The sequence below is a fragment of the Arthrobacter sp. FW306-04-A genome, from assembly GCF_044358315.1.
GTDB lineage: Bacteria > Actinomycetota > Actinomycetes > Actinomycetales > Micrococcaceae > Arthrobacter.
The window spans coordinates 324,529-341,452 of the sequence record NZ_CP084559.1; the positions used below are offsets into that span (position 1 = coordinate 324,529).

At 64.1% G+C, this 16,924-nt stretch carries 17 protein-coding genes; 12 read left to right on the top strand and 5 right to left on the bottom strand.

Annotated features, from left to right (window positions below):
* Positions 1-5 precede the first annotated feature (5 nt).
* Complete coding sequence (locus LFT43_RS01595) at positions 6-647, bottom strand: NADPH-dependent F420 reductase (RefSeq protein ID WP_395800611.1); 642 nt, start codon at positions 645-647, stop codon at positions 6-8.
* Positions 648-758: 111 nt separating this feature from the next.
* Between LFT43_RS01595 and LFT43_RS01600 the strand changes: the two genes are divergently transcribed.
* From LFT43_RS01600 to LFT43_RS01640, 9 genes are all read left to right on the top strand, one after another.
* The gene (locus LFT43_RS01600) at positions 759-1,772 is read left to right on the top strand and encodes a LacI family DNA-binding transcriptional regulator (RefSeq protein ID WP_395800613.1); all 1,014 of its coding nucleotides are present in this window, start codon (positions 759-761) and stop codon (positions 1,770-1,772) included.
* A gap of 188 nt (positions 1,773-1,960) precedes the next feature.
* Positions 1,961-3,301: an ABC transporter substrate-binding protein gene (locus LFT43_RS01605; RefSeq protein WP_395800615.1), complete on the top strand. Its 1,341-nt coding sequence runs from the start codon at positions 1,961-1,963 to the stop codon at positions 3,299-3,301.
* Positions 3,301-4,239, top strand: coding sequence for a carbohydrate ABC transporter permease (locus tag LFT43_RS01610; RefSeq protein ID WP_395800617.1), 939 nt, complete (start codon positions 3,301-3,303; stop codon positions 4,237-4,239). The genes LFT43_RS01605 and LFT43_RS01610 overlap by 1 nt, the downstream gene beginning before the upstream one ends.
* Positions 4,236-5,132: a carbohydrate ABC transporter permease gene (locus LFT43_RS01615; protein ID WP_395800619.1), complete on the top strand. Its 897-nt coding sequence runs from the start codon at positions 4,236-4,238 to the stop codon at positions 5,130-5,132. Before LFT43_RS01610 ends, LFT43_RS01615 begins: the two co-directional genes overlap by 4 nt.
* A 66-nt stretch (positions 5,133-5,198) precedes the next feature.
* Complete coding sequence (locus tag LFT43_RS01620) at positions 5,199-6,302, top strand: Gfo/Idh/MocA family protein (protein WP_395800621.1); 1,104 nt, start codon at positions 5,199-5,201, stop codon at positions 6,300-6,302.
* Positions 6,299-7,114 (top strand): ThuA domain-containing protein, encoded by an 816-nt coding sequence (locus LFT43_RS01625; RefSeq protein WP_395800623.1) that lies wholly within the window; start codon positions 6,299-6,301, stop codon positions 7,112-7,114. Before LFT43_RS01620 ends, LFT43_RS01625 begins: the two co-directional genes overlap by 4 nt.
* Positions 7,111-8,238 (top strand): Gfo/Idh/MocA family protein, encoded by a 1,128-nt coding sequence (locus tag LFT43_RS01630; protein WP_395800625.1) that lies wholly within the window; start codon positions 7,111-7,113, stop codon positions 8,236-8,238. Before LFT43_RS01625 ends, LFT43_RS01630 begins: the two co-directional genes overlap by 4 nt.
* A 170-nt stretch (positions 8,239-8,408) precedes the next feature.
* Positions 8,409-8,981, top strand: coding sequence for an orotate phosphoribosyltransferase (gene pyrE, locus LFT43_RS01635; protein ID WP_395800627.1), 573 nt, complete (start codon positions 8,409-8,411; stop codon positions 8,979-8,981).
* Between the two features lie 59 nt (positions 8,982-9,040).
* Complete coding sequence (locus LFT43_RS01640; RefSeq protein ID WP_395800629.1) at positions 9,041-10,090, top strand: thioesterase domain-containing protein; 1,050 nt, start codon at positions 9,041-9,043, stop codon at positions 10,088-10,090.
* Positions 10,091-10,100: 10 nt separating this feature from the next.
* Here the strand turns inward: LFT43_RS01640 and LFT43_RS01645 are convergent, their stop codons facing one another.
* Together LFT43_RS01645 and LFT43_RS01650 are read right to left on the bottom strand one after the other, a co-directional pair.
* A complete protein-coding gene (locus tag LFT43_RS01645; RefSeq protein WP_395800631.1) occupies positions 10,101-10,778 on the bottom strand; it encodes a tyrosine-protein phosphatase in 678 nt (225 codons plus the stop codon).
* Positions 10,779-10,796: 18 nt separating this feature from the next.
* Positions 10,797-11,627, bottom strand: coding sequence for an HAD-IIA family hydrolase (locus tag LFT43_RS01650; protein WP_395800633.1), 831 nt, complete (start codon positions 11,625-11,627; stop codon positions 10,797-10,799).
* 106 nt (positions 11,628-11,733) lie between these two features.
* On the opposite strand from LFT43_RS01650, the gene LFT43_RS01655 reads away from it, so the two are divergent.
* From LFT43_RS01655 to LFT43_RS01665, 3 genes are all read left to right on the top strand, one after another.
* Positions 11,734-12,411: a TrmH family RNA methyltransferase gene (locus LFT43_RS01655; RefSeq protein WP_395800635.1), complete on the top strand. Its 678-nt coding sequence runs from the start codon at positions 11,734-11,736 to the stop codon at positions 12,409-12,411.
* Positions 12,412-12,492: 81 nt separating this feature from the next.
* Positions 12,493-13,584, top strand: coding sequence for a class II fructose-bisphosphate aldolase (gene fbaA, locus LFT43_RS01660; RefSeq protein WP_395800637.1), 1,092 nt, complete (start codon positions 12,493-12,495; stop codon positions 13,582-13,584).
* Positions 13,584-14,003, top strand: coding sequence for a DUF3151 domain-containing protein (locus tag LFT43_RS01665; RefSeq protein ID WP_059388503.1), 420 nt, complete (start codon positions 13,584-13,586; stop codon positions 14,001-14,003). The genes fbaA and LFT43_RS01665 overlap by 1 nt, the downstream gene beginning before the upstream one ends.
* A gap of 78 nt (positions 14,004-14,081) precedes the next feature.
* Here the strand turns inward: LFT43_RS01665 and LFT43_RS01670 are convergent, their stop codons facing one another.
* On the bottom strand, positions 14,082-14,714 hold the full coding sequence (locus LFT43_RS01670; RefSeq protein WP_395800639.1) for a uracil-DNA glycosylase: 633 nt from the start codon (positions 14,712-14,714) through the stop codon (positions 14,082-14,084).
* A gap of 210 nt (positions 14,715-14,924) precedes the next feature.
* Positions 14,925-16,616 (bottom strand): phospholipase C, encoded by a 1,692-nt coding sequence (locus LFT43_RS01675; RefSeq protein ID WP_395800641.1) that lies wholly within the window; start codon positions 16,614-16,616, stop codon positions 14,925-14,927.
* Positions 16,617-16,924 lie beyond the last annotated feature (308 nt).

Here is a 16,924-nt window from a genome sequence, read left to right on the forward strand (position 1 = left end):
GTTCCTCAGGTGGTGCGTGTTGCCTTGTCCAGGTTGTCCTTGAGTTCTGCCGCGTTCTGCCGAATCACGTAGGCCGGGCGGTCACGCTCCGCGCGCCAGCTCTCATCAAGCGGTCCGATATTCACGGTGTCGAAGCCGAACTCGTCGTAGAGCTTCGCCACGAGTTCGGCGGCCTCGGGGTAGTCGCTCGCGGTGGCCAGCGCGCGGCGGTTTTCGGTGCCCGCCGGGGTACCGTCCGCGGTGATCTCCTTCGCCATGATGTGGTTGAAGCCCTTCGCCACCTTGGACGTGGGCAGGTGTTTCTGAAGCAGCCCGGACGTGGTGGCTTCGCCCTTGTCCAGCTCCGGGATGCGGCCGTCCCGCTCCCAGTAGTAGTTGTTCGTGTCGATCACAATTTTGCCCTCGAGGGGCCCCACGGGAATGTCCTGGTAGCTCCTGAGGGGCACGGTGACGACGGCGAAATCGCCCGCCGCTGCTGCCTCGGCCGGTGTTGCGGCCCTGGCATGCGTGCCAAGCTCTGCCACCAGTTCCGCGAGGGTCTCCGGACCCCGCGAGTTGCTGATCACTACGTCATACCCAAGCTCAACCGCTTTGCGGGCGACCTGGCTGCCAATGTGTCCTGCACCAATGATTCCGATTGTTGTCATATGTGCGCCAACACCGCCCCTGACTAGGATATTTCGCAGGTCACGGCGGGTGACGCCGAGGCGAGGGGCAGCGCCGCAGTTAATTCGGCGAGTTCCTGCTATGTTTTGCGGATGGGCCATGCTGTCACGCTGAAGAACGTCGCCGCCCACGCCGGCGTGTCCAGGACCACCGCCTCGAACGTGCTGACCGGCACCGGGCGCGTGTCCTCCGAGACCCGGGACCGGGTGCACCAAGCAATACGCGAGCTCGGGTACGTCTACAACCGTGGTGCCGCATCGCTCCGAACCCGGCGGACCACAACCGTCGGAGTCGTTGTCACTGACATCGCGAACCCCTTTTTTGGCGAACTCCTCGTGGGACTCGAATCGGCGCTGGCTGAGGCAGGGTTCCGCTCGCTCGTGGTCGCGTCCTCGGACGATCCCGTGCGGCAGGACGAACTCGTCGCGGAGCTTCGTGAGTACCAGGTCGCCGGGCTTGCCATCATGCCGGCCACCGGCTCAGGGAGGAGCTTCCTTGAGGGGCTCGAAGCTTCCCGGATACCGCACGTCTTCGTGACCAAGTACTTGGAAGGCGTTTCTGCTCCATATGTTGGACCCGATGATCGGCTAGGTGGCCGCCTGGCGGCGGAACACCTCCTGGGCCATGGATGCCGGACGTTCGCGTTCGTCGGTGGGCTGGCTGGTCATCTCTCGCGCCGGGACAGGATTGAGGGCGTGCGATCTGCGCTGGCGGAAGCCGGCGTGGAACCGGGCCGTTTCTTTGAGGTCGAGAGCGCGTCAAACGGTGCTGGCGGCCTGAAGGCGGGGGAACGGCTTCTTGCGCGGGGCCAGCTCCCGGACGCAATCATATGCCAGAGCGACGCGGTTGCCTTTGGCGTCTACCGAGCCCTGCGCGTCGCAGGGAGAGCGGCAGATGTTCGGGTGATCGGCTATGACGATGTTCGGGCAGCGGCGCTCTGGGAGCCTCCCCTGACGTCAGTCGCGACCCGACCCGAGAGGCTCGGACGCGCGGCCGCCGAGTTGCTCCTCGACGAAATCGCCGAGCCCTCGACGGGTGTCTCCGAGCGCATCTTCGCCCCGGAACTCATGGTCAGGGAATCGTGTGGGTGCCACAGCGCTCCTTGACGGAAATGCTTGACAGTGATGCGTGTCACCTGACACGATCAGCGGAGTGCTGAATCGATCCGTCAAAGCCGGAGCCGGTTGGATGCGCTAGTTTTTTTGATTCATGGTGGATCGATTCGGCACTGTTGCCGAATCGATCCACCACTATTGGACCTACCCTGAGGCACTCGATCCCCAAGGAGCAATCTGTGGACATCAACCCTTTTTCCATCCCATCATCTGCCGGACCTCTCGGCGGCCGCCCTCGTTCGTCGCGGCGCCGGAGGATGGCCGCCGTCCTATCGGTCACTGGCGCCATCAGCCTCGCCCTAAGCGGCTGCGGGAGCAACGCATCGCCGTCGGCCGGGCCTTCGGTCCACGTCGTGGACCCGGCGTCGGCAAAGGGCGCCTCAGGGAGCCTTTCGATCTGCGGCGGAAGGGACTCCGTGGGCCTCTACAAGGGCACGGTCGACGCTTTCATGAAGGCAAACCCTGGGATCACCGCGAAGTACACCGTCCTGGGCGCCACCACCGACGAGAGCCGAACCCAGGCGGTACAGCGGCTTCAGGCGAAGTCGAGCGAGTGCGATCTGTATCTCACGGACGTGACGTGGACTCCCGAGTTCGCTTCGCAGGGTTGGCTCCAGGACATGAGCAAGGTGACCGACGCCGTCAAGGGGACCCTCATCCCGTCAACGGTCGCCACCACGCAATACAAGGACAAGTCCTGGGCCACTCCGTTCTACACGAATGCCGGTCTCATCTTCTATGCCAAGGACAAGGTGGCGAAGCCCGAGACCTGGCAGCAGGTGTACGCCGAAGCGGCAAAGTCTCCGGGCAACGGCTTGGTGTACCAGGGCAAGCAGTATGAAGGCCTCACCGTGAACTTCCTTGAGCTCCTCTACAGCGCGGGAGGTGAGGTGATCGACGATCACGGGAACGTCAAGGTCGATTCGCCTGAAACCCGCAAGGTGCTTGACTTCATGGCGAAGGGCATCAAGAACGGTTCTGCGGACCGGGCCGTGCTGACTTACGATGAGAACGCGTCCCGCCTGGCGTACGAGTCCAGCAAGTTCGGCTATGAACGCAACTGGCCGAACGTCTACGGGCAACTGAACGCGACACCGCTGAAGGGTACGTTCGGCGTCGCTCCCTTGCCGGCCTTCGACGGCACTTCCAAGGGCAGCGGCGTACTCGGCGGGTGGAACCTGGCAATCTCGGCGTTCTCGTCGAACCCGGGTGCCGCGGTGGCTTTCGTGAACTTCGAGTCCACTCCAGAGTGGCAGAAGCACGTAGCGATGGACTACTCCCAGGCCCCCGTGGACGAGGCGGCCTACTCGGACGCGGATGTCCTGGCGAAGATGCCCTTCGCCAAAGAGCTCCTGCTCTCCGTCAAGGGTGCCAAGCCCCGGCCGGTCTCCCCGGTCTATTCGCAGATCTCTGAAGCTATCTACAAGAACGTCTACTCCGTGCTTTCGGGCACCTCGGGCACGGACGAGGCCGTGAAGAAGATGGCGGATCAGATCAAGAGCGCCCAGGCGAGCTTCTGATGACGGCGATCCGACCCCTTGCAGCCCGCCGACATCCCAGCAAACGGGACCGTGCAGAGCGGCGCCTCGCCGCCGGCATGACCGCGCCTTCCCTCATCCTCATGGCGCTGGTGGCGGCCGTGCCGATCGGATTCGCCATCTGGCTCTCGCTCAACCAATACAGCGTCCGCCAGGCCGGGCTTTCGCGGTTCGTGGGGCTCGGCAACTACGTTGACGCCCTCGCGGGTCCGGATTGGTGGAAGGCATTCGGCCAGACCTTCCTCTTCGCGGCCTGCTCTGTCTCACTCGAGATGGTTCTCGGCACCGGGATGGCGCTGCTGCTCAACCTCGCCTTCCGAGGCCGAGCGCTGCTCCGTACGGTTGTCCTGCTGCCCTACGCGATCATCACGGTCGTCAGCGCGATCACCTGGCAGACCATGTTCGATCCGACCACTGGATTCGTGCCGCAGATCCTCGCTTCACTCCACCTTCCGGGTGCCGGGGTTGTCTGGCTTGGGGAGCAGGGCTACGCCATGGCCGTGATCGTGATGGCGGACGTGTGGAAGACGACGCCGTTCGCTGCCCTCATCATCCTCGCCGGTCTGCAGGCTGTCTCCCAAGAGACCTACGAGGCCGCCGAACTCGACGGGGCCGGCAAATGGAAGACGTTCGTCAACATCACGCTCCCGCTCCTCCGACCCGCAATCGTCCTAGCCGCGATCTTCCGCACGCTGGACGCGCTGAGGATCTTCGACCTGCCGTTCGTCCTCACCCATGGAGCCAACGGCACGCAGTCCATGTCAATGCTGGCCTACAGCCAGCTGAACGAGAACCGGCTCGTCGGACAGGGCTCCGCGCTCTCCATCCTCACCTTCCTGACCGTCATGATCGTCTCTGCCGTGTACATCCGCTTCGGAGGCGGGAACATCCGCGACATCGCGCGGGAGGACCGCTCATGAGTACCCTGACCGCCTCACGGCCCTCCGCCGAGCAGGCCGAGACCACCCGCGCCACGGGGCGCAGACGCAGCAGGACCCGACTTCACCCGCTCGTGTGGGTGTTCGCCGTCGTCGTGATGGGGTTCTCGCTCGTGCCCTTCTACTGGCTTGTCAGCACCTCGCTGAAGACGGGCGCGAGCCTGGGTCAAGGCGAGCTTTTCCCGAGTCAACCGACCATCGACAACTATCTCTCGGTGTTCCGCAACGGCGATTTCCTCCTGGCACTGCGCAATTCGGTGATTATTGCCGTCGTCACCACCGTCGTCGCCCTCGTGTTCGCCTCGTTCGCCGCCTATGCGCTGGCGCGCCTGAAGATGCGCCGAAAGGCTCTCATCCTGACTTTGGTCCTTTCGGTCACGACGTTTCCCGCCATTGCGATCGCCGCCCCGATGTTCGCAATTTGGCGGGAGATCGGCCTTTACGACACGCTTCTGGGCCTCATCATCCCTAAACTCACGTTTGCGCTGCCGCTGGCCATCTACACCCTGACCTCCTTCTTCCGGGACATCCCGCGGGAACTCGAGGAGTCCGCCTACGTGGATGGGGCGACGCCGTTCCAAGCGTTCAGGAGGGTCATTCTCCCGCTCGCCGTCCCGGGCCTCGCGACCACGGCCATCCTCGTGTTCATCTCGGTCTGGAACGAGTTCCTCCTCGCCGTGACGCTGACGAGCTCGCCGGCTGCCAGGCCGGTACCGGTCGCGATCGCCTTCTTCAACGGGATGAGCGAATTCGACGTTCCACTTGGCCGAATCAGCGCCGCTTCAGTCATCGTCACGATCCCGCTGGTCGTCCTGGTGCTCATTTGCCAGAAGCGGATTGTTGCCGGGATGACCGCCGGAGCCGTCAAGGGCTGAACCAATCCACCTACCCGCCAATTTCACCGTAGATCGAAATTACATCGTAGATAAGGAACCATTTCCGTGAACCCCGAGAAATCCGAAGCTCCCGCGCCACTCAAGGTCGGCGCCGTCGGTATCGGCTGGGCCGGCCAGCAGCACCTGAAGGCCTACAGCACAATTCCCGGCGTCGAAATTGTCGCCGTCGCCGGGATGGAAGAGGAGCTGCTCCTCGCGCTCCAGGCCGAATACGCCGTTCCGCATGCCTTCCTCCGCTGGGAGGACATGATCGGGCACCAGGAACTCGACGCTATCAGCGTCGCCGTTCCGACCTTCCTGCACGCGCCCATCGCCGTCGCCGCCCTCGAGCGCGGACTCCACGTCCTGAGCGAGAAGCCGCTCGCCCGCACTGCGGATGAAGGCCGAACCATGGTCGCCGCAGCCCGCAAGGCGGGCCGGGTCCTGGACGTCGCCTTCAATCACCGGCGTCGCGGAGACATTCAGAAGCTCAAATCCATCATCGACGCGGGCGAGCTCGGTCGACCCTACTACGCGAAGGCGTCGTGGCTGCGCCGCACGGGCATCCCGCGGCTCGGGAGCTGGTTCACCAACCCGCAGCTTTCCGGAGGCGGCCCGATGGCCGATATCGGCGTCCATGTGCTTGACTACGCCCTCCACTTGCTCGGCGAGCCGAAAGTCCTGAGTGTTTCGGCGACTGTCCATGCCGAGCTGGGGCCCAGGGGGCGCGGTGGTAGTGCACGCTTCTCGCCCATGAGCGCTGAGCACGCCTTCGAAGTCGAGGACTTCGCCTCTGCGTTCCTCCGGCTGGAGGGCGGCGCAACCCTCCTCGTCGAGGCAGGCTGGGCCAGCTACCGCGAGATGGATGACGTGATCGACTTCATGGTCTACGGTACGGACGGGGGCGCCGAATTGAAGGCCAAGGGATCACCGTCCGCCCCTGTTGGCGAGCTCACGATCTTCACCGACAGGGACGGCGAAAACGCCGACTACATGCCCGAAGCCCAGCCAGGGCGGGGTCATCAGGCTGTCGTGGAAGATTTCGTCAAGATCGTGCGCGGCGGCGAAAGCGTGTGGGGGGATCACGACGGTTCCTTGGCCCTGAGCCGGGCGGAGATCATCGATGCGTGCTACCAGTCCGCTCGCGAAGCGAAGGAGGTCCGGCTGTGAACAGCGCCGGAAAACTGAGCGTCCTTGTCTGGAACGAGGGAGTTCACGAGTCCCTCAATGAACCCGAACACATCGGGCGGATCTATCCAGAGGGCATCCACGGCGCGATCGCGGACGGCCTTCGCGAGGCTATTCCCGGCGCCGACATCTCGACGGCCACGCTCGCCTCGGACGAGGACCACGGATTGTCGGAGGAGACGTTGGCGGCGACCGACGTGCTGCTGTGGTGGGGTCACAAAGCCCACGCTGAAGTCAATGACCGAGTGGTCGAGCGCGTCCAGCGGCACGTTCTCGGCGGCATGGGGCTGATCGTCCTGCACTCGGGGCACTTCGCTAAAATCTTTACCCGGCTCCTCGGCACGAGCTGCTCGCTGGCATGGCGCAATGATGGCGAGCGCGAGCTCGTGTGGACGGTCAAACCCTCGCATCCCATCGCCGACGGGGTCGAGAACCCGATTGTCATTCCCCAGCAGGAGATGTACGGGGAGCTGTTCGATATTCCGGATCCAGACGACCTCATCTTCATCAGCTCGTTCGCGGGCGGCGAGGTCTTCCGCTCGGGGGTCACGTTCACTCGGGGCAAGGGCAGGATTTTCTACTTCAGCCCCGGAGACCAGGAGTACCCGGTCTACCACCACCCGCAGGTCCGACGGGTCATCGCGAACGGAGTCAGCTGGGCCGCGCAACCTGAAATGCACCGGGTTGCCCCCGAAGTCAGCAACCAGCCGCGGGGCTGGTTCGAAACCCACAGTTCGCCCGAAACCCAGGATCGTCCGGAATCGCCGATCCTACCTGAGGAGGTTCTGCGATGAGTCGTCCGCTGGGCGTGGCCGCCATTGGGTACGCATTCATGGGCAAGGCGCATTCGCAGGCATGGCGGAACGTGACAGCGTACTTCGACGTTCCGGCCGTCGAGCAGCGCGTCCTGGTGGGCCGGGACGCCGAACAGGTCGCGGAGGCTGCTGCCCGGTACGGATGGGCGGAGTCCGCGACGGACTGGCGCGAGGTCATCGCTCGGGACGATGTGGACATCGTGGATATCTGCGCGCCGGGCTGGCTGCACGCCGAGATCGCGATCGCGGCCCTCGCGGCCGGCAAGCACGTACTCGTGGAGAAGCCGCTCTCCAACACGCTCGCTGAGTCCGAGGCCATGGTCGCGGCCGCTCAGACGGCCAGGGAGCGCGGGGTGCTGTCCATGGTCGGCTTCAACTACCGGCGCGTACCCGCACTCGCGTACGCCCGCGGTCTCATCGCCGAGGGCCGGCTCGGCACGGTCCGCGAAGTCCGCGCCTCCTACCTGCAGGACTGGCTCGCGGACTCCGAGTCGCCGATGACCTGGCGCCTGCGGAAGGAGACCGCCGGGTCGGGGGCGCTGGGAGACATTGCTTCGCACGCGATCGACCAAGTCCAGTACCTCTTGGGCGACAGGGTCATTGAGGCTTCCGGTCGCCTGCACACCTTCGTGGGCCACCGCCCGGGCCCGGACGGGGCCGAGGAGGTAACGGTCGACGACGCCGCGTGGGCCACCTTGGTACTTGCCGGCGGGGCCATCGCCTCGGTGGAGGCCTCCCGCGTTGCGACCGGGCGGAAGAACTCGCTGCGGATCGAGATCTACGGCACAGAGGGCGCGTTGGCGTTCGACCTCGAGCGGCTCAACGAGCTCGAGTTCCTCGACGCTACTGCGCCCGCGGCGGAGCAGGGCTTCCGCCGGATCGTTGTCACCGAGCCCGGGCATCCCTACGTGGAAGCATGGTGGCCGCAGGGCCACGTGATCGGCTGGGAGCATACCTTTACCCACCAGATCCGCGACTTCCTCACAGCGATCCGCGGCGGCACCGCACCATCGCCGTCGTTCGAGGAGGGGTTGCAGGTCCAGCGCGTGCTGGCGGCGATCGAGGAGTCCGCCGCGGCCAAGTCGGCCATCTTCCAGGTATAAGTCCGCCTGATGCCCCAGTCGCGTGCACCCTGACTGTGCAACACGGCTGGGGCTGGCGACGCGGGATTTATTTCGCGTAACCCTAAGAGCCCCACGACACCCGAATTCCCTGTGTGTCAGCCTGTTGCGTGGCGCAGGGGATGATCCGCGCTTTCCGTAGAATAGGGACCATGACTCCCGCCGTTGACACTTCCGCTGCCCGTGCCCGCCTCCTTGAATTGATCAAAGAACTTGCGGTCGTCCGCGGCAAGGTGATCCTTTCCAGCGGCGCCGAGGCGGACTACTACATCGACCTGCGGCGCATCACCTTGCACCACGAGGCCTCGAAGCTGGTTGGCCAGGTCATGTTGTCCATGATCGACGACGCCGGGATTGCCGTTGAGTGCGCCGGTGGCCTGACGATGGGGGCAGACCCGGTCGGCACCGCTGTGATGCACGCTGCTGCCGATGCCGGCCGTGCCGTTGACGCCTTCGTGGTACGCAAGGCGCAGAAGTCCTACGGTATGGGTCGGCAGGTGGAAGGCCCCTCGGTGGAAGGCCGCAACGTCGTGGTTCTCGAGGACACGTCCACCACCGGCGGCTCGGCCCTGACCGCCGTCGAGGGCGTCCGCAAAGCCGGTGGCAACGTGGTGGCCGTGGCAGTGATTGTGGACCGCAACACCGGTGCCAAGGAAAAGATCGAAGCCGAAACCGGCGTCCCCTACCTCTTCGCCTTCGGTAAAGACGAGCTCGGCCTCGACTGACCTCGGGCGGGCCTGAGGGGGACCGTGTGACCGTCAGCCCAAGCGCCTAAGCTGGCTGGGTGGACTTTCAAGCGGGGAAATTCCCTCGTAAGCAGCGCTGGCAGGACCCGGGCTCCCCGGCCCAGGTTCTTCGCCATGCTGCCGAGCTGAAGAGTTTTTCCCGCCGGACTTTCTTGATCGGCGCTGGCGCTTCCACGGCTCTCGCGGCCGACATGCTGTTTACCCGCCAGGTCCAAGCCGAGCGCCGCACCACCAAGATCCTCCCCGTCGGGGATGACTTCGCGGAGTCCTCTTACCCCAACTCGAGTTGGATTCTCTTTCCTGGCTACAAGACCAGCTGGGAAGAAGCGCAATGGATCCTCAACTCCCTCCGTGGTTCGCTGCGGCAGAGAGGCCAGCTGGCCGCCGTCGGGTACTCCAACCTGGGGTTGGACGTCGCTGAGGTGGCGGACGCCGTCGTCGGCTACATCAATTCGCGGAAGCTGAACGCTGTCTACTTCTATGGCCACAGTTTCGGCGGGATGCTGGCCACTGAAGTGGCCGCGCTCTTGCGCGAACGGAACGACGTCGGCGTCAAACTGATCCTGTTGGATTCTTCGCCGTTCAGTAAGTACGACATCCTTGACCAAAGCTGGTTCGACGGCGTGGTGTTCTTGTACGAGAGCGGCTTCCAGGTTCCGTCGGTCATTCGCGGCGGTTACGAACTGGGCGAGCGCGTGGTCAACAAACATGAACGCACGTGGGGGCAGATCTGGGACCAGACCCTCGAGCAGCTATCGCCGATCGCTCCGTCGAGTGTGCTGATCCAGGGCGAATCGGACTACATCTACCACTTCGATGGCACCCGGTTTACGGACAGGCTGGGGGATACGCGCATGGCTTTCATCGGCAATCCCCGCGATGACACGGTGAACTACGAGACCGCGCGGGCAGGTTGGGCCAGGACGTTCCCACTCAACATGGCTTCCGCGGGACGCAGGACCGACGGCGCCCGGCCCGCCCACGCGAGTCCCCAGTGGAACCCCTTTGTCTACAATCCGATCATCGAGGACCTGCAGAACGAGCTTTTCCCCTTGCCCAGGGCCGGCTCACGGGTAGTCATCAGCTGACCAGCCTCGGCTACCCGCGCCGCAGTCCATCCAACTCCGCACCGCTGAGGCCGGCGTCGTGCAGGTAGTCCGCCGCGTTGCCGAACTCGCGGGCGAACCGGTCCAGGAAGTACTCCATGGCAGCCTCGGGGGATTGCAGCAACATGAGCGAGGGACTGAACGCCTCCTCCGGGACCTCGGGAACGGCCAACCGCCACGCCGCCGCCATGGTCTCCAGCATCAGGGGCAGCGCTGCAGTGCTGGCAGCGTAGTCTGCCACAACGGCCGCGTGGTCCGTACCGGTCGCGAGGAGCGCCAAGGCGGATACGACGCCGGTGCGGTCTTTGCCGAGGGAGCAGTGGATGAGCGTCCGCTTGCCTTGGGCGGCGGGCCGCAAGGATTCCGCCACCCAATCGGGGCGGGTGCGTGCCCAACCCAGGTAAAGCTCGCCAAGGTCTTCGACTGTGTGGATCGTTTGAAGCCCGGCCGAGGCGACACGCGGATCGAGGGGGTTCTCCACGAGTTCCACCGCGCCGTTGGCCAGTTGCCACGGCACGATGGCGCGCTCGTACCCGCTGCGCAGATCCATGACCGTCTGGATGCCGTGCAGTTCAAAGAAGGCAGCCGTCGCCGCAGTGTCCATGCCGAACGGCTGGCTACCCCTCAGAATGCGGCCGCCGGCTAGGGAGCGCAGGTTCAGCACAGCCATGGCACCAGCCCCTTCTTCTTAGATTTGGCTCTTGAGATCGGCCACTGAGTTCAGGACCTGGTTCGGCCGGAACGGGAAAGCCGCGATGTCCTCACGCTGGGTGATGCCGGTGAGGACCAAGACGGTGTGGAGCCCGGCTTCCATGCCCGCGATGATGTCGGTGTCCATGCGGTCGCCGATCATCGCGGTGGTTTCCGAATGCGCGTCGATCTGGTTCATCGCGGAACGGAACATCATAGGGTTCGGCTTGCCCACGATGTAGGGCTCGCGGCCGGTCGCCTTGGAGATCAGCGCCGCGATGGCGCCGGTGGCGGGCATCGGGCCGTCCTTCGACGGACCGGTGGCGTCCGGGTTGGTGGCAATGAAGCGGGCTCCGGCGAGGATCAGCCGGATGGCCATGGTGATGGCTTCGAAGGAGTAGGTGCGGGTTTCGCCGAGCACTACGAAGTCCGGGTTCTGGTCGGTGAGGATGAAGCCCGCCTCGTGGAGCGCCGTCGTGAGCCCGGCCTCACCGATGGTGTAGGCGCGGTTGCCGGAATCCGAGCCACGCACCTGGTCCTTCAGGAATTGTGCCGTGGCCAGGGCCGATGTCCAGATGTTCTCCTCGGGGATTTCCAGGCCGGAGGAGCTCAGCCGGGCCGCCAGGTCCCGCGGCGTGAAGATGGAGTTGTTGGTGAGGACCAGGAATCGCTTGGAGGTATCCACCCAGCGCTGGATCAGTTCGGCCGCTCCGGGAACCGCCTGGTTTTCGTGGACCAGGACACCGTCCATGTCCGTGAGCCAGCATTCGATCTCATGGCCGTTGCGGTAAATGGTTGAGCTTTTCGGGGCCCCGGTTTCGTTCTCCATGCTTTTCCTCCGCGTGTTGGCTGGTTCTGGTCCCAAGTCTTTCATCTTTCGGTCTCCGAGACACCCGAGCGTCCTGCGTTACGGAGCCCCGGGCTAGGGTTGAGGAGTGACTGACCGGCCCGAGAACGCAGCCCCTACCCATACCACCCTCGAGGGTGAGCCCGAAGCGAAGCCGGAGGTCGGCGTCGGGCCCCGGGAAGGTGATTGGCCGGAAGGCGAGCATTGGGATCCGGACCTCCTGGCGGACGGCGACCGCCGCAACGTGGTGGACAAGTACCGGTACTGGAGGCACGAGGCGATCGTGGCGGATCTGGACGCCCACCGGCACGATTTCCACATCGCCATCGAGAACTGGCAGCACGACCTGAACATCGGGACGGTGGTGCGCACCGCCAACGCGTTCCTCGCCAAAGAGGTGCACATCATCGGACGACGCCGGTGGAACCGCCGCGGAGCCATGGTCACCGATCGCTACCAGCACGTCCGCCACCACCCCACCGTGGAGGACTTCGTGGCGTGGGCGCAGGGGGAGGGGCTGGCCATCATCGGGATCGACATCTTCCCGGATTCCGTGCCGTTGGAAACCTACGACCTTCCGCGCAACTGCGTGCTCGTGTTCGGACAGGAAGGCCCCGGCCTGACGCCCGAGGTGCACGAAGCCGCCGTCGCGACCCTGTCGATCGAGCAGTACGGTTCCACGCGGTCCATGAACGCGGCGTCGGCCGCCGCCATCGCGATGCACGCCTGGATCCGCCGGCACAACTTCGGCCAGCGCGTCTCCTGAGAGGACCCCGGCGGCAAAGGTCCGCAAGTGTTACCCGTCTCCGTGACCGGAAACGCGATGTCGGATTCTTCAGTCGCTAGGATGGTGCCTAGCCGTATAGGTCTACTCCAGGGTCAACAAAACCCACAGACGAAAATCAGCATAGGAGTCAGCATGCCCATCGCAACCCCAGAGATTTACTCCGAGATGATCGACCGCGCTAAGGCCGGCGGATACGCGTTCCCGGCAGTGAACGTCACCTCCTCGCAGACCCTGAACGCCGCCATCCGCGGCTTTGCCGAGGCCGAGTCGGACGGCATCATCCAGGTTTCCACCGGTGGTGCGGCTTACTGGTCCGGCGCATCCGTCAAGGACATGGTTGCCGGCTCCCTGGGTTTCGCGGCTTTCGCCCGCGAGGTCGCCAAGAACTACAACGTGAACATCGCCCTGCACACGGACCACTGCCCGCAGGACAAGCTGGCTGATTTCGTTCTTCCGCTGCTGGCTGCTTCCGAGGAAGCCGTCAAGGCCGGCAAGGACCCCATCTTCAACTCGCACATGTGGGACGGCTCGCACGAGACCCTTTCCGAGAACCTGCGCATCGGCCGCGAACTCCTGGAGCGCGCAGCTGCGGCCAAGATCATCCTCGAGGTTGAAATCGGCACGGTCGGCGGCGAGGAAGACGGCGTCGAGAACGAGATCAACGAGAAGCTCTACACCACCACCGAAGACGCCCTCGCCACCATCGAGGCGCTCGGCGCCGGCGAGAACGGCCGCTACCTGACCGCCCTGACCTTCGGCAACGTCCACGGCGTCTACAAGCCGGGCAACGTCAAGCTCCGCCCCGAACTGCTCAAGCAGATCCAGGCCGAAGTCGGTGCCAAGATCGGCAAGGACAACCCGTTCGACCTCGTCTTCCACGGCGGCTCCGGCTCCACCGAGCAGGAAATCGCGGATGCTGTTTCCTACGGCGTCATCAAGATGAACATCGACACCGACACCCAGTACGCGTTCACCCGCCCGGTTGCCGGACACATGTTCTCGAACTACGACGGCGTCCTGAAGGTCGACGGCGAAATGGGCAACAAGAAGACCTACGACCCCCGTGTCTGGGGAGCCTCCGCCGAAGCCGGCATGGCGGCCCGCATCGTGGAAGCCGCAAAGCAGCTCGGTTCGGTAGGCAAGACCTTCTAATGTCCGACGAATTCCGCAAGAACCTGATGGGCCCGGAGCCCACGCTCCTGCCTGCCGAGACCGAGGTGTACCAGCACCTTGCCTTGGGGCAGGAAGCCCTGGACCTCGTAGCCAAGTACCCCACGTCTTCGTTGCTGTGGGCGATCCTGGCCGAGGAAGCCTGGGCTGACGGCCGGACCATCGATTCCTACGCGTATTCGCGTGTGGGGTACCACCGCGGACTGGATTCGCTGCGCCGCAACGGTTGGCGCGGCGTCGGCCCCATCCCGTGGGAGCACGAGCCCAACAGGGGATTCCTGCGCGCTCTGTACTCGCTCGGCAGGGCTTCCGCAGCCATTGGCGAAGCCGAGGAACCGGAGCGGATCGAAAAGTTCCTGAATGACTCCGATCCCGCCGCGAAGGCAGCGATCGAAGGCTAACAACAGCTGAGAAGACGACGACGGCGGCCGCTCACCGGAAGGTGGGCGGCCGCCGTCGCGCGTTAAGGCTGGTGGGTCCTAGCCGACGGGCGTGAGGCCTGTCCGGGCCATGGCCTCGGCGTAGGCGCCGTGGATGACGTCCAGGTACTCCTGCTGGCGGACGGGGGAGCCAGCAAAGGAACGTCCGCCAAGCGAGCGGACCTTGAACGTCTTGAAACCGCGGCGGTGGATGCTCTGCGGGGCGGCCTTCATGAGCTGATCTGCCAAGCGGTGGGCTTCATTGCCGTGGGCTACCAGCACAGAGGTGCGCGGCACGATCGCCAACAAGCGCAGGAGCGGCTTGAGGCCTTCGGTGATGTTGGCGGGAGTCAGCTTGCCCGGCTCTCCGTCCGGTTCGATCCAGGGGTACACGTTCCACGGCATCATGAGTTCCGGACGCAGGCCCAGCTGCCACTGCATGCCCAGGAGGCGGGTGGCGGCTTCCTCGTCACCCGGGACAATGAAGCCCGAGCCCTCCGTGGTGCGGGTGTTGGAGAAAAGGCTGATGATGCGGCACTCGTCAACGCTGTGGACGGGGTCTACGTAGAGGACTTCGCTGCCCGGCTTCTGTTCTTTGAGGGAATCGCAAAGCCCCGTGACATCGGCGATGTGGGGTTCGAAACGTCGGTTCCAGAGTTGCTCTTCGAGTGAATCAGTCACCAGGTCTTGCATATGGGCTTTGGTCTCCTGCAGGTAGCGAGGCGCACTTGCCAGGCCGGGAGCGGGTTGGCCGCGACCGGTCGGGTTGGGTGCTGTGTTGGGGGCTGGTTAACTGTACCGGAAAGGTGGCGACCTGTGGGGTGAATCGGGACTTCGTAAGCATGTTTAACTGAAACGGCGCCGCCTCGATTGCTCGAGACGGCGCCGTTTCCGAAACGCCTGCTACTGCTTGTTGTCGTTCTGGTCGTCGTTTTCCTTGGTGCGGGAAACCACCGTACCGTTCGATTCGTTCAGGATGAGCTTGATGTCCCGCCCATTGTCAAAGTTGAACATCGCGTTGATGGATCCGGCTTTGGCGTCTGCCGACGAGTCGCCGATCTGGCCCGTGTGCCAGTTGTCCTCGATGAAGCGAAGGATGGAAGCCTGGTCCGTCTGTGTGTGGTCCACGAAGTTTTTCTTTGCGAAGGGTGAGATCACCACGAGCGGCTGGCGGGGGCCGGGGCCGCAACGGTCGGCATAGCCTCCGGCCATGGGCACACCCTTGTTGTACGCGTTGAGGCACCACGCGGCGTCGTCAGTCGTGTTCGAGGAGTTCTTCACAGCAGCGGCAACGTGGTCATACCAGCCGTCCGAGTCGTCGTAGGCAAGGATGACCGCGGTGTTTTCCCAGTTCTTCGAGTTCTGGATGGCGTTGACCTGCTGCGTGATGAACTTCTGCTCGTCCAAGGGATCGGAGTAGCCGGCGTGGCCGTCCTGGTAGTTTCCCGCCTTCAGGAAGGACACGGCCGGCATGTTGTCGGAATTGACTACCTTGGTGAAGTCCGTGGTGTCGTACTGGTGGTTCGCCTGTCCGTTGCGCCCGATCTCGTCCACGCTGGCGGGAGCAAGGTGGTGCGGGTTGGACGTTGACTTGTAGTACTGGAAGGGCTGGTGGTGCGGGTTGTAATCCGTCACCTTGGCGCCCGCAATGTTGGTGTGGGTGGTCATGCAAGCTGCCGGAGTGGTGTCCGTCGCCGCCGTTGTGGGGGCAAAACCGCCCTGGAACCAGCCCCAGCTGACTCCCTTGTCATTGAGCAGGTCGCCGATGTTCTTGCCCTGCATCGCGGCGAGGTTGTTCTTGCTCGCATGGCTCTTGTTGGAGCAGTCGTCGTAGACCGGATCCGGGTCTTCCGTCATGGTGCCCACGCCGTTGGCGTCAGGGAACTTGACCGTGTAGTCGCTGCTTGCGGGCTTGACTGGCTGGCCGGTGGCAGTGAACTCCGTGACGCCGTGGGTCTGGCCGGACACCAGGTTGAGTGCGCCAGGCGTGGACGGGCCGAAGACGGTGCTGAAATGGGAGTCGCTCATGGCGAAGTTCTGGGCGTAGTTCCAGATCCCGGTGACCGTGTTGCCGTCGTAGTAGTCCATGGTGAGTCCAGGCCGGCCGAACTGGCCACCCGAGCAGGTATCCATGCTGGTGTTCTCGACGAACTTGTTCATTAGGCCACCGTTGTAGGCCTTTTGCTCCGCGGTGTATTCGTGGTCCTGGTCGCACGTGATCGCCTGGCCAGGAGTCAGCCGCTCGGGCTGGACTGAGTTGGGGTTATTAGGCGCCAGCAGATTGTCGTGGGCGAGGGTGGCGATGTTCTTCGGGGTTCTCTTGGCTGCCGTGAACGTCGGAGCCGCCGCGCCACTGCCTTGCTGGGTTTCGCCAGGCGTGTTTGCTGCTTGCGGGTACGTCCCGAAGTAATGGTCAAAGGAGACGTTCTCGCCGAAAATCACCACAACGTGCTTGATGGGGGTCGCCGTTCCATTGTGGTCGTCGCTGGCCGAGGCCGGCGTCATGCCGAACCCGATCATGCCGGCAGCGATCGTGGATGCTGCGAGTGCGCTCACCCCTGCCGTTGACAGGAGACGCCTGTTGCGAAAATTCATTGATTTCCCTTCAGATTCACGGGCAACGCCCGGCCAGCTATGCGGCCATCAGGAGTTGGATGGGGTAAGGATTCACAAAGAATCTAGCCGGTCGGCTGAGGTCCGGCGCCCGATTTGGAAGTTCAATGCGGACTGTTTGGAAAGAGTTCACATTCTGCTAACACGGAACTTCGAATGCGCCGTCCCTGTTTTCATGTCGCTCTCCGGACGTGTGACACCAAGACCGGGAGGCGTATCGGCTAAACTTGGCTGGTAAGAGCCCCGGAACTCTTGCTGATCCCGCCGGTGAACTTTTGCGAAAGTCTGCG